The 16,477-nt window shown below is 64.0% G+C and carries 13 protein-coding genes; all 13 read left to right on the forward strand.

Translation table 11 applies throughout. The features are described from left to right. Positions 1–7 precede the first annotated feature (7 nt). The 13 genes from BW991_RS02740 to BW991_RS02800 all read left to right on the forward strand — a co-directional run bounded on the left by BW991_RS02740 (position 8) and on the right by BW991_RS02800 (position 16,473). Positions 8–2,560, forward strand: a complete 2,553-nt coding sequence (locus tag BW991_RS02740; protein WP_244551585.1) for an efflux RND transporter permease subunit — start codon at positions 8–10, stop codon at positions 2,558–2,560. Next, positions 2,469–4,424: a DUF1302 family protein gene (locus BW991_RS02745; RefSeq protein ID WP_076600969.1), complete on the forward strand. Its 1,956-nt coding sequence runs from the start codon at positions 2,469–2,471 to the stop codon at positions 4,422–4,424. The genes BW991_RS02740 and BW991_RS02745 overlap by 92 nt, the downstream gene beginning before the upstream one ends. Positions 4,425–4,443: 19 nt before the next feature. Then, positions 4,444–5,745: a DUF1329 domain-containing protein gene (locus BW991_RS02750; RefSeq protein WP_076600576.1), complete on the forward strand. Its 1,302-nt coding sequence runs from the start codon at positions 4,444–4,446 to the stop codon at positions 5,743–5,745. Positions 5,746–6,170: 425 nt separating this feature from the next. Continuing rightward, a complete protein-coding gene (locus BW991_RS02755; RefSeq protein ID WP_076600577.1) occupies positions 6,171–6,932 on the forward strand; it encodes a DUF4145 domain-containing protein in 762 nt (253 codons plus the stop codon). 161 nt (positions 6,933–7,093) lie between these two features. Beyond that, the gene (locus tag BW991_RS02760; protein ID WP_076600578.1) at positions 7,094–7,954 is read left to right on the forward strand and encodes a hypothetical protein; all 861 of its coding nucleotides are present in this window, start codon (positions 7,094–7,096) and stop codon (positions 7,952–7,954) included. Positions 7,955–7,990: 36 nt separating this feature from the next. Beyond that, positions 7,991–8,788 carry a hypothetical protein gene (locus BW991_RS02765; protein ID WP_212566850.1) on the forward strand — a complete coding sequence of 266 codons (798 nt, stop codon included), beginning with the start codon at positions 7,991–7,993 and terminating at the stop codon, positions 8,786–8,788. 132 nt (positions 8,789–8,920) lie between these two features. Next, positions 8,921–9,460, forward strand: coding sequence for a hypothetical protein (locus BW991_RS02770; RefSeq protein WP_076600580.1), 540 nt, complete (start codon positions 8,921–8,923; stop codon positions 9,458–9,460). Positions 9,461–9,552: 92 nt separating this feature from the next. After that, on the forward strand, positions 9,553–10,182 hold the full coding sequence (locus BW991_RS02775; RefSeq protein ID WP_076600581.1) for a hypothetical protein: 630 nt from the start codon (positions 9,553–9,555) through the stop codon (positions 10,180–10,182). Positions 10,183–10,548: 366 nt separating this feature from the next. Continuing rightward, on the forward strand, positions 10,549–13,164 hold the full coding sequence (locus BW991_RS02780; RefSeq protein ID WP_076600582.1) for a molybdopterin-dependent oxidoreductase: 2,616 nt from the start codon (positions 10,549–10,551) through the stop codon (positions 13,162–13,164). Between the two features lie 14 nt (positions 13,165–13,178). Continuing rightward, positions 13,179–13,778, forward strand: a complete 600-nt coding sequence (locus BW991_RS02785; protein WP_244551586.1) for a 4Fe-4S dicluster domain-containing protein — start codon at positions 13,179–13,181, stop codon at positions 13,776–13,778. An 11-nt stretch (positions 13,779–13,789) separates the two neighbouring features. After that, the gene (locus BW991_RS02790) at positions 13,790–14,689 is read left to right on the forward strand and encodes a DmsC/YnfH family molybdoenzyme membrane anchor subunit (protein ID WP_076600584.1); all 900 of its coding nucleotides are present in this window, start codon (positions 13,790–13,792) and stop codon (positions 14,687–14,689) included. Between the two features lie 22 nt (positions 14,690–14,711). Next, positions 14,712–15,674, forward strand: coding sequence for a formate dehydrogenase accessory sulfurtransferase FdhD (gene fdhD / locus BW991_RS02795; RefSeq protein WP_076600585.1), 963 nt, complete (start codon positions 14,712–14,714; stop codon positions 15,672–15,674). Between the two features lie 10 nt (positions 15,675–15,684). Beyond that, positions 15,685–16,473, forward strand: a complete 789-nt coding sequence (locus tag BW991_RS02800; protein WP_076600586.1) for a cyclase family protein — start codon at positions 15,685–15,687, stop codon at positions 16,471–16,473. Positions 16,474–16,477: the final 4 nt, after the last annotated feature.

Consider the following 16,477-nt stretch of genomic DNA (forward strand, 5'->3'; position numbering starts at 1 on the left):
AGAGGCCGTGCGACACCAATTCACCCACGCGCTGCACGAACTTGAACTGAAGATCTTCGCGTTCCCGCGCCTCGTGCTCGTCGCGATCCTTGCGGTCACGGCGTATTTCGCGCTGCAGATCCCGGCGCTGAAGATGCACACCGAATTCGGCGACCTGCTGCCTCAGCGCCATGCGTTCATCCGGCTGCACAACGAGATCCGCGACACCTTCGGCGGCGCAAACCAGGTCGTCGTCGCGGTCGAGGTCGAGGACGGCACGATCTTCACGAACGACACGCTCGCGCTGATCCACCGCGTCACGCAGGCCGTCGACAGCCTGTCGGGCGTGAATCACAACCTCGTCTCCAGCCTGACACACCGGACGTCGCGGAAGATCTGGCTGACCGAGGACGGCGAGATGCGCTCCCAGCCGTACTACGATCCGCAGCGTCCCGCGCTGTCGGTCGACGAACTCGATGCGCTTGGCAAGGAGGTCCGCGCGAACCCGCGCATCTACGGACTGCTCGTGTCGCCCGACGCGAAAGCCGCCCTCGTCAAGGCGCAGATGAACGAAGCCGGCGCGATCGACTACGAGAAGATCTTCGCCGAGCTGCAGGCGGCGCGCGCGAAGGAGCAGGCGGCCGGCACGAAGATCCACGCGACCGGCCAGCCGGTGCTGATCGGCTGGGTCTACACCTATCTGCCGCAGATCCTACAGATCTTCCTCTACACGCTGCTGCTGATGGTCGGGCTGCTGGTCGCGTATTTCCGCCGCTTCTACGGCGTCGCGCTGCCGCTCGTCGGCATCGCGCTGTCGTCGGTCTGGGGCCTTGGCTTCGTGTCGAAGATGGGCTGGAACCTCGATCCGCTGTCGCTCGTGATCCCGTTCCTGATCGCTGCGCGCGCGATGTCGCACAGCATCCAGCTCGTCGAGCGCTACTACGCCGAGCTCGAGACGAGTCGCGACGGCCGCGTCGCGGCGCGCGCGGCGTTCGAGGACTTGTTCCGGCCAGGGGCGCTGGCGATCTCGGTGGATGCGATCGGCATCGCCGTACTCGCGCTCGGCGCGGCGCCGATCAACACGAAGCTCGGCTACTACGCCGGTTTCTGGGCGTTCTCGGTGTTCTTCACGGTGCTGCTGGTCGTGCCGCTGCTGCTGTGGCTGCTGCCCGCGCCGCGCAATACCGAGAACCGCCGCGGCTGGGCGCATGCGGCGGTCGAGCGGGTGTTCGGTGCAGTGGCCGGCCGCCGCGCGGCGGCCTCAGTGTTGGCGGTCGCCGCGGTGCTGTTCGTCGTCGGCGGCGTGCTCGCCGCGCGGGTCATGATCGGCGAGGCCGAGGCCGGTTCACCGCTGCTGTATCCGGACCACGACTACAACGTGTCGTCGCGCGCGATCAACGCGCGCTTTCCCGGCTCCGAGGAGCTCTACATCGTCGCGCGCACCGAGGAGAAGGGCGGGCTGAAGCGGCCCGAGGTACTGCGCGCAATCGAGCAGTTCCAGCACCACATGCTGCTCGATCCGGCGCTCGGCGGCACCAAGGCGCTGCCCGGCCTGGTGCGCGCGGTCAACGGCCTGATCCACAACACCGACCCGCGCTGGAACCAGATTCCCGAGTCGGCCTCGGCGGTCGGCGGGCTGCTTTTCGCGTACATGGCGGCGAGCCCGATCCCCGGCGCGCTCGCCGAGTTCCTCGACGCCGACGAGCGCGACGCGAACCTCGTCTTCTACTACAAGGACAAGCAGGCCGACACGATCCGGCGCGCGGTGCATGTGGCCGAGCAGGGCATCGCCAAGGTCGGGGCGGTGGAGGGCTTCGAGCTGCGCCTGGGCGGCGGCGCGATCGGTGTCAATGCCGCGATCAACGACGCCGTCGACGACGACAACCGCCTGATCGTGCCGCTCGTGCTCGCGCTGGCGTTCGTCTTCGTGACGATGTCCTACGGCTCGCTCCATGCCGGCTGGCTGATGGTGCTGCCGATGCTGTTCGCCACGGTCATGACCTACGCGTACATGGGCGCCATGGGCATCGGCATCAACGTCAATACCGTGCCCGTCATCGCCGTCGGCATCGGCGTCGGCATCGACTACGCGATCTACATCATGAACCGCATCCGCGAGGAGACGGCCGCGTGCGGCGACCTCGGCCGGGCGGTGCGCATCGCGGCCGGGACGACGGGCTTCGCGGTGGTGTTCACCGCGGTGACCCTGATCGCGGGCGTGATCATGTGGGTCCTCCTGTCCGATCTGCGTTTCCAGGCGGATTCCGCGCTGCTGCTGACCCTGATGCTGGTGCTCAACGCGCTCGCCGCGATGCTGCTGATGCCGGCGTGGGTCGTGATGTTCAAGCCGACCTTCATCACGAAGGCACGGCTCGACGAAGACGGCGTGCTGCAGGCGGCTTCACGCGGCGGCCGACAACAACGAGGGGAGGACGAAGGTGAGGAAATCCGCAACGAAGGATCGCCGCAACGCGCCGCTCGCGGCCGGCATGCTGACGCTCGCCGTCGGCGTTGTGCACACGGGCTGCGCCGCGGCCGGCGACATTCCGAACGAGGAGGCGCGCGTCGACGTGGTCTATGAGAACGCGACGTTCGCGCGCCGCGACGTCGGGCTGTCGAAGTTCCGCAACACGCTGAAGGTCGACATCGACCGCCAGCTCGGCCGGCGCGGCGCGTTCGACGACGTCGGTGTGAACCTGAAGCTGCGCGGCACGTTCGACGGCGTCTATCGTCTGAATGAAGACACCTACGGCAACAAGGCCGGCGGCGCGGTCCGGCTCGAGAACACCGTCGGCATCCCGGGTTCGAGCGTGGCGCACGGCGACGGCCTCGGCAGCCCGACCAGCCCGCTGACCGCCGGGCTCGCGGGGCTGCCCGGCGGCGGCGCCTTCGGCTTCAACTCGACCGACCCGTCGGCGCCGCGCTACAACCCGAACGAGGGGATGGTCGTGCTCGGCGAGCATCTCCACCGCACCGACGGCGGCGTCGCCTTCGCGGTGCCGGTGCGCCCGTGCGACAAGGACTCGCGCGGCTGCATCAAGGACTACCTCGACGCGACCCGCCAAGAGCTCGAGTCGCCCGAGTTCAACGACCGCTGGGACTTCATCCGCGAGGCCTACGTGACCGGCTCCGTGCCGTTCGACGACGGCTCCGCCTTGTTCATGAAGGTCGGCAAGCAGCAGGTCGTGTGGGGCCGCACCGACCTCTTCCGCGTGCTCGACGTCATCAACCCGGTCGATTACTCGCGCAACAACATCTACGACGAACTCCAGGACATCCGCATCCCGATGTGGATCATGCAGGCGGAGTACCGGGCGGGCGCGACGGAGACCTTCGACGACCTCAACTTCGCAGTCGTGTGGAACTTCGACAAGTTCCGGCCGCACAACATCGGCCAGTGCGGCAGCCCGAACGTGATCCTCGACGCGGGCTGCTTCATGCGCGGCATGAAGAACCTGTGGGACAACGGCGGCACCGTCGCGAACTTCGCGAACCTGGGCCTGCCGGGGCTCGCGGCGACCGACTTCGGCCCGAACCAGATCGGCATCCGCAAGGCGCATCTGCCGAACTGGTCGCTGTCGAACACGCAGCTGGGCGTCAAGCTCGAAGGCCAGAAGAGCGGCGTCGGCTTCTCGCTGAATGCGCTGACCTACCGCTCGCAGCTGCCGTCGCTGCGCGGCGGCATCCCGGCGAACAACCCGTTCGACCCGGTCGGTGCCGTCGACACGCAGCCGCAACCGCATCCGTACCCGTACCTGATCGCATTCGACGTGCACTTCCCGCGGGTGAACCTGATCGGCGGATCGATGGATCTGCAGGTGGATGCGATCAAATCGGTATTCCGGCTCGAGGCGGCGCTGACCGAGGGCGAGGAGTTCCCGAACGGCTTGCGCAAGCGCCTGTTCTCCGAGTCGCGTGTGTTCCGTTATGTGGTCGGCTGGGATCGTCCGACCTTCATCCCGTTCCTCAACAAGACCCGCGCGTTCCTGATCTCGGCGCAGCTGTTCGGCCAGCACCTGCTCGACCACGAGCTGGAGGACCGTCCGCTCGGCAAGGTCGGCATGCCGGACTGGAAGGACAACAACATCTTCACGCTGCTCCTGAAGGGCTTCTACATGAACGACCGGCTGAGCCCGCAGGTGATCATGGCGCACGACTTCCGCGGCGAGGCGACCACGATCGCGCCATCGATCGACTGGCTCGTCAGCGACAACCTGAAGCTCACGGTCGGCGCGAACGTGAAGGTCGGCCGCGGCGCACGCAAGTTCGACGACTGCCGCACCTGCAACCCCTTCCATCCGTTCTCCGCCTCGCCGGGGCAGGGGCCGAACGACGGCTCGCTCGGCCTGGGCGGATTCGAGCCGCTCGGCCGCTTCCGCGCCGGCCCGATCGGCATGGCGCAGGAGGAAGACGAGTTGCAGTTCGTACTGCAGTACAAGTTCTGATTCCCGGAGGAGGACGACAATGAAGATGAAGACAATGACATCGATGCTGTTGGCGGCCGGCGCGATCGGCACGGCGCAGGCCGCGACCGAGGCCGACGTCGACAAGAGCTTCGGCCCGTACAAGAGCGGCGTGCCGACGGTCGCCGGCGTCAAGCCCGGCATGGTCATCGACAAGAACAACGTCGAGGCCGCGAAGGCCGCGCTGATCCCGAGCATGGCGCAATTCATCAAGAGCGGGCAGACGACGCTCGCGGTGGGCGAGACCTACTCGTTCGGCATCAGCAAGAACTACATCGATGCGACGCGCAAGAACCTCAACAAGGTGTCGCTGGGCCCCAATGTCGGCGATCTGGTCGGCTTCGTCGCCGGCCGGCCGTTCCCGCAGGAGCCCGACGCGAAGGACCCGCGCGCCGGCGAGAAGGTGTTCTGGAACTTCCAGCACAACAACCGCATCGGCGACAGCTACACGATCTGGCCGTGGCACATGGAATACAAGAACATGGCGAGCGGCAAGGTCGAGCGCACGCTGAAGCAGGAATACCACATCATCCAGTGGAAGCACCGCGTCGACCAGGATCCGCGCCCGGAGGTCGAGCCCAACCCCTCGCAGTTGCTGCGCTCGGGCTACCTGAAGGTGCATGAGCCGCAGGATCTGAAGGACACGCAGCTCCTGATCAGCCGCTTCTCGGACGACGCGAAGCTCGACGAGGTGTACCTCTACCTCGGCTTCCAGCGCCGCGTGCGCCGCCTGGCGTCGAACCAGGTCACCGACCCATTCCTCGGCTCGGACCTGATGGTGGAGGACTTCGAGGGCTACAACGGCCGCATGCGCGACATGAAGTGGGAATACAAGGGCACGCGCGAACTCCTGGTGCCGTTCTACGCCCACAACAAGCAGAAACTCGCCGAGGAACCGAAGGAGGCCGACGGCTTCAAGTTCATCGACTTCGGCGGCGAAGGGGCGTGCTTCCCGAACGTGACGTGGCAACTGCGCAAGACCTACGTCATCGAATCGGTGCCGGTCAATCCCGACCACGTCATCAGCAAACGCGTGCATTACGTCGACGCCGAGACCTACGCGCTGAGCCTGAACGAGATCTACGACCGCAAGGGCGAGCTGTGGAAGACCTTCATCATCGCCTACACGGATTCGGAGAGCCACATGCCGAAGAACGCCGGACGCGGCGTGGCGATCAACGACGGCTTCAGCATCATCGATGTGCAGGCGAAGCATTGCTCGACCGGCAAGTTCAAAGTGCACCTCGACCAGGAGATGAGCCCGACGAAGCTCTTCTCGGTGCAGTACATGCGCGGCAGCTGAGGTCCGCGGGGCAGGTTGAGGAGAGGGGGGCGCGAAAGCGCCCCTTTTTCATATTGGGAAGGACGCGCGCTCCGCCGCGAACGATGTCAGGAACGCCTTCATCTGGCGCTTTCCAATGTCACGGGGATGGTGCAGCCCCCGAAACATGTTGTATCGTCTGATCCAACGAGGTACGCCATTCCGGTATGCAAGCTGTGATGCTTCAACCGAAGCGTTCACGCACGAGGTCGAGCAGCATCGGGGTCCGGAGGCGACGGACACGGGAGAGGGAGGTTTCCCCACGCTCTCGGACACCATGACGTATAAATGTCTAGATTCCCCTTACGAAACATCGGCTTGTCAGTGGGCGACAGGATATTCGCGCTGTCCGATAACATTCTAATTTCGACACTTGGTGTCGACCGACGTTAGGCATCACAACCACCATGGACCGCACTTCATTCCATCTTCCGTTCACCGAGCAGCACGTTCCGAAATGGCCGTGCCCAAAGTGTGGCGTTGGCCACCTCGCCCTAGTGCCGAAGACGCTGGTGCACAAGGAGACGCCCGAAAGCTTGCGCGAACACGAACACGAGGCGTGGGAGCCGGATTGGATCAGATACGTCTTCTCATGCGTCTTCGAGTGCACGAACGCCGACTGCAAGGAAGTAGTTGCCTGCTGCGGAGAAGGTCGGGTGGATTTCTTCGAGTACGAGGATGAAGAGCACGGATGGGCGCAGTCATCCGACGACCGCTTTACGCCAAAGTACTTCAATCCACCATTGGTCCTGATGGACATCCCGAAGAACTGTCCGCCAGAGGCAGCTGCTCATCTCACCGAATCCTTTGCACTGTTCTTTGCCGATCCAGGGGCCGCGCTGAACTGCACACGAGCGGCAGTGGAAGCAGTCCTGACGAACCTCGGGATCAAGAGGTTTGTACTGTCAAATGGAAAGCGGAGGCCGGTTAACCTGCACCAGAGAATCCAACTGCTTCCTCCGAAGTACGACGATCTGAAAGAAATGCTGTTGGCAGTAAAGTGGCTCGGGAATGCAGGCAGCCACGATGGCGACAAACCCAACGCGGGAGATGTCCGAACGACGTACGACCTTCTCGAGCACGCACTTTCTGAGATCTACGAAGCCAAGGGGAAAAAGTTGAAGGCCATCGCGAAGAAGGTGAACAAGAAGAAGGGGCCGCTCAAGTGATGCCTAACCCTGCCCCAAGGGACTTCCCGTCAACCTCTTCTTTGCAGACCGGCCGCAGGCCGATCATGACGTCGATCACGTACTCATCTATGGACCTCCGCGCTGCGCGCTCCGGCGGTCGGTTAGCTCCACTTCGTTATGCGTCGGTTTGACGCTATCAAATGACTACCGTGACTTCCGTCCTTGTCCCGTCGTTGCAAGACCTCGAAGAGACCATTTCAGACTTTCGGGACGCTTCCTTCCAGTCTTGCGAAAGCGTTCTTGAGCGCCTCATATACCAACTGGACGAAGAACCAATGTCCGGCTTCCTTGCAGCAGTACTGCCAGCGCCAATATTTTCTGAATGGTTCGGTAAGACACAAGGATCGGTTGGGTCGATGGTTGGGTCAGGGGTACTCGAGTGGCCTGTTGACAGAAGCGAACGCGTCGCGATGCAAATCGCCCTTGTTCGAGCTATTGCATCGAAGCAGGTACGCTTCCTCGATTTCGTTCACCAGTTCTACTATTCGGGACGAAACTTGTCGGACCACGTGGAAGCCTTCGCTGCCAAGCTCCTCGAACCTTTACTCCGTGATATGAAGCGCCTAACAGAGTCGCGGGCAGTACCACCGGTTCTTTTTGAAGCGATGGGCAACTTGCCCCCCAGCGGGGATGCCCTTCTTGACTCGATGCTTCGGGATGCATGCCTCAAGTTCAAGGATCCAGCCCCCAAGGCTCGTGCAGAAGCGACGGAGAAACTATGGGACGCTTGGGAGAGGCTGAAATCTGTGGAGGTCCAAGGCAACAAGAAGCTTTCGGTGATACGCCTGTTGGATCGCGCGTCACCCGATCCTGCTTTCAGAACGTACCTTGAGGCAGAGGCAAAGACACTTACAGAGATTGGGAACGCTTTCCACATCCGGCATTTCGAAACCGACAAGATATCGCTCGCCCAGCCTGAGCAGTTCGATTACCTTTTCCATCGGCTCTACGCGCTCATGCACTTCCTTCTATTCAGTCGCCAGCGCGGCGATGACGCATAACCCCTCCATCGAGCGGACGGCTCCGGTAAGCCGCGCTTGCCTACGCCCGCCACTCATGTCAAACGTTTAGAACTCACCGTGCAACCGACCAAAGTTACCGAACGCATTAAAGCGAAAGCACTGGAGCTTCTTGCGCAGCATCCCGAGGGACTACGGTACTCGGAACTACACGCGAAGATCTTGAAGACAGATAGCACTTTCAATCCGAATACAATCAACGGCTGCATCTGGAACCTTGACTCCATCTACCCGGAGAAGGTGTACAAGCCATCCAAAGGACTCTTCCGTCTCCTGAAGAACAGTCCATCGGATACAGAAGTGCCAACTCTGCCGAATTCTGCTACGGCGACTGCTAACAAAGTAACGGAAGAAGATTTCTACGCGCCCTTCGCCGACTGGCTCAAGAACGAGATTGAAGATGTAACCCATGCAATTCCACTTGGCGGTAATAAGTTCAAAGATAAGTGGGGTACGCCTGACGTCGTCGGGAAGCGCGAATCAATGCGTAGTGACATCATCAAAGGCCCTACAGAAATCGTTTCCGCTGAGATAAAGACCGAGACCCTTCAACTCGTTACCGCCTTCGGTCAAGCATGCGCATATAAGCTGTTCAGCCACAGAGTCTACCTGGTAGTTCCTCGCCAGTCCCAGAAGGAAGAGATATCGCGACTCGACTCCTTGTGCCAGATATTTGGTATTGGCTTGGTCACATTCGACGCACAATCCCCAGCGACTCCTGATTTCAGAATCCATGTACGCCCGGCTCGGCATGAACCTGATCTTTTCTACACGAACAGGAACATGGCACTCATCGAGAAGAGTCTTTTCTCATAAATGCGATACTCGTTGGAAAGTTGTTTATGACCGGGGTATCTACAGCGTCCATTTATTCACTCGCACGTCCCGATTAGGTGAGCTGTGAAATCAAATATTGAATGGGTGCGTCGGGCGCAACGAGTAATCCGCATGGTCAGTGAGTTGCACCGGATGGGATTTCAGCGCTTGCGTATCATGCCTTATGAGCATCCGCTAGCGTGGCGTCTCGCGGTAGCGCCAAGGGACGGATTCTCATTACGGAATGGGGCGTCTCTGAAGGACAACGCTTGGGAAGGCGTGCCGATTTATTCGTCTGCCGGTGGCGGTAACTGCTATTTCGATTGGCAAGACGCCAAGAGCGACAACGCGCGAGCTCTCGCCGAGAAGTTCTTGCTCCGCTTCGCTGATGTAGCAAAGCGCGGTGCGGGGCGAGATTGGCAGTATGCTGGATGGTTGTCTGAATTGGTCGGAGTGCTCGAAGGCGGCGATCTGTTGCCTGTGACAATGTGGGAATACATGAAGGACACCCCAGATCAGCTTGAGTTCTTGCCGATTTGGTCGGCATCCGGCGAAAACACTTGGAACGACGGGTCTGCATACATCACCGCAGCACCTGCTCCCAATGTTAGAAGATTCCCTCTTCCGCCAGCATGGGACGATTCTGACGAGGAGAAAATCGAGAGCAAGTGACTCGTAGACTGCCGCTTCCATCGTCTCGCCATCGGCATCCTGTGCGGAATCCCCGGCTAACACTCCGGTTACCACGTTAGACCTCTCCTGCCGTGACCTACAGCCCGGAAGATGCAGCTTGGGACGAAGCTTATGAGAGCATGTCTCGTGAGTTGTACCCTGAACACAAAGAACAAGCGATCGCCGAGTTCACGAACGAACGCCTGCGTTCCTACTACCTCGCACACCCGGAGGTTCTTGTACCAGCCGCTCGGGCCTTCAAGGAAGCGAAGGCGCTTCTTGCGAACGGCCATGACAGTGCTGCATTGGTATTCGCCGCATCGGCTACCGAGTTGTTTCTCAAGTCATCGTTGCTCCGGCCGGTAGTCTACGGACTTGTCCACAATGGATCGCTGGCCGAATTTGTAGTAGCAGCTGCACTATCGCAAACTGGCTTTATGAGGTATGAAAAGCTTCTGGCGAAAATGTTTCTGGAACTGGCGGGCGTTGAACTGGCCACGCTGCGTCGAAAGCCAGAGGCGAAGCCATTACTTCGCGAAGCAGCGGATATCCAGGTACTTCGAAACGCCGTAATTCATCAAGGCGAAGCGGTTACTCCCGAACAAGCGCAGCACGGAATAGACGTTTCTACCGAAGTTTTCAACCAAGTACTCGCCCCGGTGCTGAGGAACCTCGGACTGTCTCATGGAAATGGCGGGCGCCTTGTCACCGATGACGCCTGACCCATCCCCGAGGGACTTCCCGTCATCCTCTTCCTTGCAGACCGCATGTTCGGGCTCATCCGGCGTAACGCCATTTGGCGCTCATCGTAGTTGATTTTGGCGTGGCGCCCGTGCTTGGCGATCATTCGTAGCCAAGAACCTGTAGGCCCAAAGACCAGGTATCGCCTGGCCGAATGCACAGCGCCTCCCGGTGCAGACGTGACGATGCGGCGGAAGGCGCCTTCAGCTTTTCCGCCCTACAAATCCCGCTCCGGCAAACATCCGCAGTCCCCGGATAGGCGCCGCAGTCGCCGGATAGCCCCACCCGCGGCGCTCCAATAGTGTTGATCCTCGATAAGCGACGCGACTTTCCACCGAGGAGCGGCAATGGAGACTCTCACGCAGCCGGTGCAGAACTCGATGAAACCGGGAAAGTGGCTCAATTCGAGCTGCAAGATGTGCATCCACTCCTGTACGACGCGGATCCACGTCACCGAAGACGGCGTCATCAACAAGATCGAGGGCAACCCGACGAGCCCGAGCAACAACGGGCGGCTGTGCCCGAAGGGCAACGCGGCGATCATGCGGCACTACGATCCGGCGCGCTTCCGCACGCCGCTGCGCCGCACGAACCCGGAGAAGGGGCCCGGCGTCGATCCGAAATGGGAGCCGATCGGCTGGGACGAGGCGCTGGATCTCGTCGGCCGCGAGCTCAGGAAGACGCTCGATGACGATCCGCGCAAGCTGATGCCGGCGATCAACGACTTCCAGAAGCTCTTCCTGTGGGCGTGGCCGGCGGCGCTGGGCAACGCGAACTACCTGTCGTCGGTCGGCAACTTCTGCGGCGGCGGCTACCATCCGATGAACGGGTTCATCCACGCGGCCTTTGCCGCGGCGAACGACGTCAATTACTGCAACTACTGGATCAACAATGGCGGCGGCGACGGCTTCTCGTCGCACCTGCACACCGCCGCACAGGCGAACCACGTTGCGAAGGCACGCGTCGAGCGCAACATGCGTGTCGTCGTCATCGAGCCGCGGCTGTCGATCGGCGCCGCGAAGGCCAACGAATGGGTGCCGATCCGGCCGGCGACCGATCGCCAGTTCGCGCTCGGACTCGCCCACGTGCTCGTCGCCGAGAAGCTCTACGACGCGAAATTCCTGAAGAAGGACACCAACGCGCCCTACCTCGTCGGCCCCGACGGCTACTTCGTGCGCAACGGCGAGGGCAAGATCTACGTGTGGGACGCCGTCGACAACCGCGCGCGGCTGTGGGACGACCCCGAGCTCAACGACTTCGCGCTCGAAGGCACCTACACCATCGACGGCAAGCCCTGCCGGCCAGCGTTCCAGAAGTTCAAGGACATCCTTGGCGACTGCTCGCCCGAGCAGATGGAGAAGCTGACGACGGTGCCCGCGGCGACGACGCGGCGCATCGCGCGTGAGTTCGCGAAGGCCGCGCAGATCGGCTCCTTCATCGAGATCGACGGCCGCGTGCTGCCGCTGCGTCCCGCTGCGTACAACTACTACCGCGGTGCGCAGGGCCACAAGTACAGCGCGATGGCGAACCACGCGTTCAAGCTCGTGAACTTCCTCGTCGGCGCGATCGACACCCCCGGGGGCCACGTCGGCGTCACGCTCGACGACCAGATGCAGGACATCCGCGGCGGTTTCGGCGCCATCCGGCCCGGCGAGAACGGCATGCTGCAGACGATGCCGCACCAGCTCCATCCGGAGGTGCCGTTCTCGTGGCCGCCGAACGAGACGCACCTGATGGGCTTCTTCCCGATCGGCGTCGATCCCGGGCACCTGACGCAGCACACGCTCGCGAACGCCGACAAGTTCGGGCTCGACTACCAGCCCGACACGCTGCTGATGTGTCACTCGAACCCGCTGTGGAACCTGCCCGGCGACCGCGAGCAATGGTACGACCTGCTGCGCTCGATGCGCTTCATCGTCGCGATCGACATCCTGCCGAACGAATCGAACGAGTGGGCCGACGTGATCCTGCCGTCGCACGATCTGCTCGAGTCGTGGAACATGACGATGATCGAGCCGCCGCATCACGAGGGCATGTGCCTGCGCCAGCCCGCGACGCCGCCGCTGTACGACACGAAGAGCGAGGAGGAGATCTTCTACGAGATCTCCGAGCGGCTGGGGCTGCTCGAGACCTGGAACGGCATCCTCAACTTCGTCAACGGCTTCCACCAGAAGCCCGAGCTGCTGCTCGAGCCGAACCGCAAATACAGCGACCGCGAGATCGCCGAGCGCAAGGGCAAGCTGTGGAACGGGCAGGGGCTCGACTGGTATGTCGAGCACGGCCACGCGGTGACGCCGCGCCGTCCGGACAAGTGGTACCGGCCGTGGGACGGGATGCGGCTGCACTTCTATCTCGAGGACATCGTCCGCGCGCGCGATACGCTGCGGCAGAAGATGGAGGCGGCCGACGTGCCGTTCCGCCACGAGTGGGAGTGGGGCGACTACCAGCCCCTGCCGACGGCGGTGCCCGACCCGGTGCATCTGGAGCCAGCCGACTTCGACCTCTACGCGATCACGTTCAAGGACATCCAGATCAACTTCGGCGAGAGCATCGGCAACCCGTGGATCAACGACATCGTGTTCAAGGACCCGGTGCATACCGCGGTGCTGCTGAACCCGAAGACCGCGCGTGAAAAGCGGCTGGACGACGGCGACGTCGTGCGCATCGAGTCGCCGTACGGTGCGATCGTCGCGAAGCTCGCGCTGTCCGAAGGCGTCCATCCCGATGCGGTGTGCGTGTCGAACGCGCTGTCGCGGGTCGCGACGCAGAACACCGGCGTGCGCCACGGCGGCGGCAACTTCAACCAGCTGCTGCCGGCGAACCTGCGGCACACCGACGCGTGCAGCGGCCAGCCGGAGACGGTCGCCAGGGTCAGGCTGATCAAGCTTGCCGGCGTGCCGACGGATGTCGCCGCGGGCAACTCGGTGTTCGGAAAGATGAGCGGCATGGGGAGGGCGCACTGATGGCCACGTGGGGGATGGTTTTCGATCTGCGCCGCTGCATCGGCTGCAACGCGTGCGCGGTCGCGTGCAAGCAGGAGAACAGCCTGCCCGACGGCGTGTTCTTCACGAAGACGCTGTCGGAGGAAGTCGGCGAGTATCCCGACGTCACGCGCAGCTATGTGCCGACGATCTGCAACCACTGCGAGGACGCACCGTGCGAGAGCGCCTGCCCGACCGGTGCCACTTACACGCGCCCCGACGGCATCGTCATGGTCGATCGCAACAAGTGCATCGGCTGCGGCACCTGCATCGTCGCGTGTCCGTACGACCAGCGCACGCGCCTCGAGCCGGAGATGCTGCACGAGGGGCTTTTCGGGGGCGGGCGGCTGACGCCGTTTGAGGAGCAGGGCATCGGGCGCTTCACCGTCGGCACCGTTGTCAAATGCACCTTCTGTCATGAACGCGTCGACGCCGGCCAGCTGCCCGCGTGCGTCGCGACCTGTCCGACCGAGGCGCGCATCTTCGGCGACTTGGACGACCCGGCGAGCCGGCCGCGGCAACTGATCCTGGAACGCCGCGGGCGCCAGCCGTTGCCCGAGAAGAACACCAACCCGCGCGTCTTCTACATCGACTGAAGGAGATCCACATGATCGCGAGCAACCGCATCGCGGACGGGACGTTCCGCGTCGGCGTCGGCCTGCAGAAGGCGTGGGGCGTGCAGATGGCCACCGCCTTCTTCTTCGGCGAAGCCGGCGCCGGGCTGTACTTCGTCGCGCAGTTCTTCGACTTCGTGCTCGGCATGGTCGCCGGGCTCGTCATGGTGCTGGTCGGCAAGGCCGGCGGGCACGTGCTGCACCTCGGGCAGCCGCTGCGCGGCTGGCGGGCACTGACGAAGGTGCGCACGTCGTGGGTGAGCCGTGGGCTCGCAGCGATCCTATTGTTCGTCGCCGCGGGTGCGCTGCACGTCATCGACGTCCGTTCCGGCCTGCTGCCGACCGCGGTGTCGCAGCTCGTCGCCGCGGTCGCGCTCGCCGCATGCTTCGTCATCATGGTGTACCAGGGCTTCGCGATGTCGCAGTCGTCCGCGATCGCGCTGTGGAGCGGCGGACTGATGCCGGTCGCGAGCCTGACCTACGCGCTGTTGAACGGGGTGCTGCTGACGCTCGTGTTCGGCTTCGGCGAGCCCTTCCTCGCCGAGCGGCCCGAAACCGTTCGGCTGCTGCAGGTCCTTGCGGTCGCGCTGATGCTCTACGGGCTCGTCACGGTCTTGAGCCTGCTGCACGGCGCGCGCCGCGCCTCGGAAGCGGGGCGGCAGTCGGTCGCGATGCTGCTGCAGGGCGGCTTCGCGCGCTGGTTCGTGCCGCTCGTGATCGGGGCGGGGTTCGTCGTCTCGGCGCTGATGATGCTCGCCGCGCCGCCGGCGTTCGCGTGGATGCTCGCGGTCGCCGGCCTCGAACTCACCGGCTACTACGCGTTCCGCGTGCTCGTGTTCAAGGCCGGGGGCTACGACCCGGCGCTGAGCCTCGCTTACCGCTTCCGGCACTGACCTGCCGCGACGGAGACGCCCGATGCGTACGAGCATTGCCCGCCTGTGGCGTGAGGGCGGCAGCCGCGCGGTGTCCGCGTTCCGGCTGACCGCCGGGGACGCGCGCCGCGAGGCAAGCTGCCGCGTCATCGACGAAGACGCGCTGACGATCGACGTCGAAGGCGTCGGCCGCTACACGCTGATGTGGACGCCGGCCGAGGGTGAAGGGCGCGACGACGGCGCCGCCGGCTTCGTCGCCGGCGAAGGCGTGCTCGGCGACGAACCGGTACCCGAGCGGCTCGCGCTCGCGGCGGGCTTCGCATATTCGGAAGGGATCATCGGTAGTGTCGACGATATCGCGACGATGGCCGTCTGCCCCGACCGGCGGGACGTCGTGCGCATCCGCCTCGTCGCGCCCGAGCGCGCCGCAGTGACGCGGCGCGACGTCGTCATCGCGAGCTCGTGCGGCCTGTGCGGCGGACGCGACGCGATCGAGGAGGGCTTCGACGACTTCGCGCCGGTCGCGGCGCAGTTGCGCCTCGCGACGTCGGAGCTCGCCGCGCTGATGGCGGCGATGCAGCGCCGGCAGCGCCTCTTCAGGACCACCGGCGGTGCGCACGCCGCCGCGGTGTTCTCGCCGCGCGCCGGCATCGTCGCCGCCGCCGAGGACCTGGGTCGCCACAACGCGCTCGACAAGGTCATCGGTGAATGCCTGCTGCGCGAGGTACCGCTCGCCGGTTGCGGCGTCGTGCTGTCGTCGCGCCTGAGCTACGAGATGGTCGCGAAGGCCGCGCGCGCGGGCTTCGAGATCGTCGCTGCGGTGTCCGCGCCGACCTCGCTCGCGATCGCGCTCGCCGAACACGTTGGCATCACGCTGTGCGGCTTCGTCCGTGGCGCTGCCGCGACCGTCTATACCCACCCGCAACGCATCCGCGACTGCGCCGGCGGGCGCGAGCCTGCCCGTGCGGCGGGTGCCGCCGTGGTTCCTTTCACGCTCGACGAATGAGGAGAAAAGCATGACCGCCAATGGCAATGTATTGACGCAGCTCGCCGCGGAGCTCGCCCGCGGCTCGATCACGGTCGTCGATCTGACTCAGCCGCTCGGCCCCGACACGCCGGTGCTCGCGCTGCCGCCGCCGTTCGCGAACTCGCCGGGCGTGAGCTTCGAGACGATCTCGCACTACGACGACAAGGGGCCGGCGTGGTACTGGCGCACGATCCGCATGGGCGAGCACACCGGCACGCATTTCGACGCGCCGGTGCATTGGGTCAGCGGCAAGGATCGCGCCGACAACACGCTCGACACGATCCCCGCCGAGCGCTTCGTTGGCCCTGCCTGCGTCATCGACATCAGCCGCGAGGCGGCGGCAGACCCGGACCACTTGCTCACGCGCGACGCGGTGCTCGCGTGGGAGGCGAAGCACGGCCGCATCCAGCCGAAGTCGTGGGTGCTGCTGCGGAGCGACTGGTCGAAGCGCGTCGGCGCCGCCGAGTTCCTGAACTGCCGCGACGACGGGCCGCATTCGCCGGGCTTCGACCGCGGCGCGACGGAGCTCCTCGCGCTGGAGCGCGACGTGCTCGGCGTTGGCGTCGAGACGGTGGGCACCGACGCGGGCCAGGCGCACAGCTTCGATCCGCCGTTCTGGACGCATCACATCATGCAGGGCAACGGCAAGTTCGGGCTCGCGAGTCTCGCGAACCTCGACCGCCTGCCGCCGACCGGGGCCGTCGTCGTCGCCTCGCCGCTGAAGCTCGTCGGCGGCTCCGGCAGCCCGCTGCGCGTGCTCGCGCTCGTGCCGGCCTGACGGA

It is taken from the genome of Aromatoleum tolulyticum, from assembly GCF_900156155.1.
Classification (GTDB): Bacteria; Pseudomonadota; Gammaproteobacteria; order Burkholderiales; family Rhodocyclaceae; genus Aromatoleum; species Aromatoleum tolulyticum.

What these genes read in the sequence shown, in the direction of transcription:
- BW991_RS02745 (WP_076600969.1), top strand. Translation starts at nt 2,469, where the DNA reads ATGCTGACGCTCGCCGTCGGCGTTGTGCACACGGGCTGCGCCGCGGCC.
- BW991_RS02790 (WP_076600584.1), top strand. Translation starts at nt 13,790, where the DNA reads ATGATCGCGAGCAACCGCATCGCGGACGGGACGTTCCGCGTCGGCGTC.
- BW991_RS02780 (WP_076600582.1), top strand. Translation starts at nt 10,549, where the DNA reads ATGGAGACTCTCACGCAGCCGGTGCAGAACTCGATGAAACCGGGAAAG.
- BW991_RS02750 (WP_076600576.1), top strand. Translation starts at nt 4,444, where the DNA reads ATGAAGATGAAGACAATGACATCGATGCTGTTGGCGGCCGGCGCGATC.
- BW991_RS02755 (WP_076600577.1), top strand. Translation starts at nt 6,171, where the DNA reads ATGGACCGCACTTCATTCCATCTTCCGTTCACCGAGCAGCACGTTCCG.
- BW991_RS02800 (WP_076600586.1), top strand. Translation starts at nt 15,685, where the DNA reads ATGACCGCCAATGGCAATGTATTGACGCAGCTCGCCGCGGAGCTCGCC.
- BW991_RS02770 (WP_076600580.1), top strand. Translation starts at nt 8,921, where the DNA reads ATGGTCAGTGAGTTGCACCGGATGGGATTTCAGCGCTTGCGTATCATG.
- BW991_RS02760 (WP_076600578.1), top strand. Translation starts at nt 7,094, where the DNA reads ATGACTACCGTGACTTCCGTCCTTGTCCCGTCGTTGCAAGACCTCGAA.
- BW991_RS02785 (WP_244551586.1), top strand. Translation starts at nt 13,179, where the DNA reads ATGGTTTTCGATCTGCGCCGCTGCATCGGCTGCAACGCGTGCGCGGTC.
- fdhD (WP_076600585.1), top strand. Translation starts at nt 14,712, where the DNA reads ATGCGTACGAGCATTGCCCGCCTGTGGCGTGAGGGCGGCAGCCGCGCG.